2 protein-coding genes are annotated in these 3,595 nt (G+C 43.3%); both read left to right on the top strand.

The annotated features are described in order from the left end of the window. The first annotated feature begins 143 nt into the window (after nt 1–143). Nucleotides 144–683, top strand: a complete 540-nt coding sequence (locus Xbed_RS18150; RefSeq protein WP_086114239.1) for a hypothetical protein — start codon at nt 144–146, stop codon at nt 681–683. Between the two features lie 93 nt (nt 684–776). Then, nucleotides 777–3,595 (top strand): tape measure protein (locus tag Xbed_RS18145; protein ID WP_086114238.1); only part of this gene is annotated, 2,819 nt, incomplete at its 3' end.

The raw sequence follows: 3,595 nt of genomic DNA, 5'->3' as shown, positions 1-3,595 counted from the left end.
TATGTTTGCAGACGTGAAAGGTACGCCCAGTGGCTCAGAAGTGAAATTCTACAAAACGATACTTGGGGCTGTTCCGGTTGAACAGAATAGAAGAGAAGTTTTAGAGTTATGCTTGAATAGTAATATCAATAACTGAGGTAAATATGTCAGACATCTTAATACAGGGCGAGCCAAGGGATTACTATAAAACTTTCGTAAAGAATGATGATAGTGAATGTTATCAAGCCAACAGGCGCGCAATAAAAGAACTGATGGTAGCTATAAATAAAGTTACTGGTCCATATCAATATAATGGTAATTTTCATTCGGTAATACTAACTCATCAAGATTATTATGATGCTTTTGATGCTTTTATTATTAATGAGCCTGACGATGCAAAGATAGCTATGCGTAGCGTGTTGGCAGAAGAAATGAAAGGCAAAGAATGTGAGCTTAATTCTGGCGGCGGATCTGCACCAAAAATAATAGGTATCATATTAACACTTATTGGTATTTGTGTTTGCTTTTATGCTTTCACTATGGAAGTTTCAGTTGGATATTATGATAAGGTTATTAATGCTGGGTTGGTTGCAGATAGACAAATCTATATGACGGCTGGGGCGGCAATAACCATCATTGGCTCGTTGGCAATTCTATTTTCTTTGCTTTTGGGTAAAATGGGAAATCGTTTCATAGCAAAATAATAAAATTGTCATGTCTTGAAAATATATTCTCTTATATAACACCCAAGCAACCCTGCCATCTGGCGGGGTTTTCTTTTTTAAGGAGTTCCAAAAATGGCAGAGCATCAAGTAGGTAATATTGTTTATCAAGTTTCGATGGACGTCGCTCAATTACTGACTGCACAACGGCAAGTTAATGAGCGGCTAGATGGATTAGAGCGCGGAATGGGGAGAGCAGATGCAGCAACGAGGAAGCTCAATTCTTCAATGTCATCACTATCTGCGGTAGCGGCCAGTCTCATTGCGGCACTTTATGTACGTCAAATCGCAGCCTATGCCGATGGTTGGACTACCGTTAATAACAAATTAGTTAACTCCAAAAAAGCACATGAAGAACTGGGTGAGGTGACTACGCGAGTGTTTGATATCGCCCAAAGAACCAGAACGAGTTTGGAAGCAACGGCCACATTGTATGGGCGACTTGAAAAAGCCACTCGATCATTAAATATGGGCGCTAGAGAACTGGGTGACATGACCGAAACGATAAATAAGGCACTCATTGTATCGGGGGCTACTGCGGCAGAATCATCGAGCGTACTTATTCAGTTATCACAGGCGTTAGCGGCTGGCGCACTGCGTGGTGAGGAGTTCAACTCTGTTAGTGAAAACGGTATAAGGATTATGCAAGCTATTGCGGATCACCTTGGTAAAGATATTGGTCAGTTAAAGGCAATGGCTGCGCAAGGTAAGCTGACCTCCAAGATAGTTGTTTCTGCATTGAAAGCGAGTGCAGATAAAATTGCCAAGGAATTTGCTAAAACCACTTCAACGATAGAGCAGGCGTTTGTTGTCGCCAACAATAACGTCACTAAGTTCGTGGGGGAATCCAGCAAGATCAGTACAGCGGCGAACATATTCAATAAATCATTGGTGACCCTGAGCGGAAATCTGGATGTATTTTCTACCGCCATTGGCATGGTGGCACTGGCGGCTGTTGCTAAGTTTAATGGCGCACTGGCTGGCAAAGTGAAAGCGATGTTCACATCGATACAGGCATCGAATGCTGAAACTGCTGCTGCTCATACTAACGCATTAGCAACAGAACACGCTGCCATTGCAGCCAACCGCAAAGCTATCGCAGATAGGGAGCAGGCAATACTTGCATTTCAGGTGGCTGAGGCTGAATTACTTGCCGCTAAAGGAAGTCAGGCCGAAATGATGGCAACCAATGCTCTTGTGGCGAGTAAACAAGCTCTTGCGGCTGCGAACCTTAAAGTTATCACCACAGGTAAAGCTGCCGCTGTGTCTACTGCGGCTGTGGGTGTTGCCGCTAGAGGTGCATCTGTGAGCCTGAGGCTACTGGGGAGTGCATTCGCTTTTGTGGGAGGATGGTTCGGTCTTATCACCATAGCCGCAGGGATTTTTTACTATCTGTACGAAAAAACCAAACAAGCGTCGGACGGTGCGAGGGAATATGCGAAAAACCTAGGGGATGTTAAAGAAAAGCTCAAGGACTTAAGTGCAGAAGAGGTTACTGCTGAAATTGATAAAATGAATAAATCAATTAAGCAGATAGGAATAGATGCTAAAAATGCAGAGCAAAAAATTGAGGAATTGCAGAAGGAGCTTGATAAATTCAGAGACCCTAAAAAAAGAGCAATCAAAATAGCATATTACACCAGCATCGGGCTTGATAGGGATCAAGCTGAGCTTGCTGTTATTGATGACGAGAAACAAGCGCAAGAGGCTCTAACGCAAGCCAAGGCAGATCATGTACGCACAACAAGAGAGCTGACCAAGGCCAAAGCAGACTCAGCAAAAATGTCCGATATTGGAAACAAAAAAATAGAGGAAACAAATAAGTTAATTTATGAACAGGGGAAAAAGGAAATCCCTAATAACGTTAAAGAATGGGAGAATGCAGGGAAAACCTACGGGGAGGTGGTGGATTTAATAAAAGCCAAACTGAGCAGCCTTGGTATCGCCATTAAATCTGTCGGTGGCGATACAGAAGAAGTAAATAAGAAAATGCAAGCCATGATTAACAAGGCTGAGCGTGATTTGGAAATTGCGTTAATACCTGATGAAAAAGGTAAGCGGGAGAAAGAAGCTGAGTTCGAGGCTAAAGATGCTGGCGGTAGTCCTGAAGATACCAAGAAATACGTTAATCTGGTTGTTAAAAAGCAAGAAGTCGATGAAGCAGAAGAAAAACGGAAAAAGGCGGCTCAGGAGGCCGAATCCGCCGCTAAAAAGGCCGCTAGCGAAGCAGAAAGTCGCGCTAAACAAATTGCTGACTCCCTTAACAGTCAAAAAGAAGCCTTAGATCGACTCAATACTGGATATAAAGAAAACAGCCTTGAAATGGCTAAGTATGATGCTCGCAAGGCAATGCCGGAAGGTTCTAGCGACCCCCAGCTCAAAGCAGCGGAAGAACTTGCTGAAAGAATTTGGCTGATTAATCAAGAAAAAAACGACAGGATTAAAGCCTCTGAGCTTGATGCTGTGGCTCATTCTGCGACTCTTCGCAAGAAAGAAGAAGATGATCTCAAGAGGATGTACGATAAACGCCTTATCGATGAAAAAACATTTCAAGAACAGATGAAGGCTATTAAGGATAAGGCCGAAGAAGAAGATAAAAAACGCAAAGTTAACGAGGCTGTATCGCCGACTATGAGCGCTCTTGGTGAATTTGATCCAGTGCAAAATCTCATTAATGAGCAAAATAGGAAGATGGCGGCCATCACTCAATTTGAGCAGCAGCATACCGAACTTAAAGAGCAAGCTGAGGCGGCCAGAGCAGCTATCACCAAGAAACACCAAGAAGACCTTGCAAACGCCCAATGGGATCAATGGAAGAGTCAGAATGAGATGTATCAATTTCTGGGCGATGCAATGGAGTCATTGGGACAGCGCTCTGCCAATTCGATAACCGG

This window comes from Xenorhabdus beddingii, assembly GCF_002127545.1.
Classification (GTDB): Bacteria; Pseudomonadota; Gammaproteobacteria; order Enterobacterales; family Enterobacteriaceae; genus Xenorhabdus; species Xenorhabdus beddingii.
Note: the sequence above shows the minus strand (reverse complement) of the source record. Positions and strands in the feature narration are given on the sequence as shown.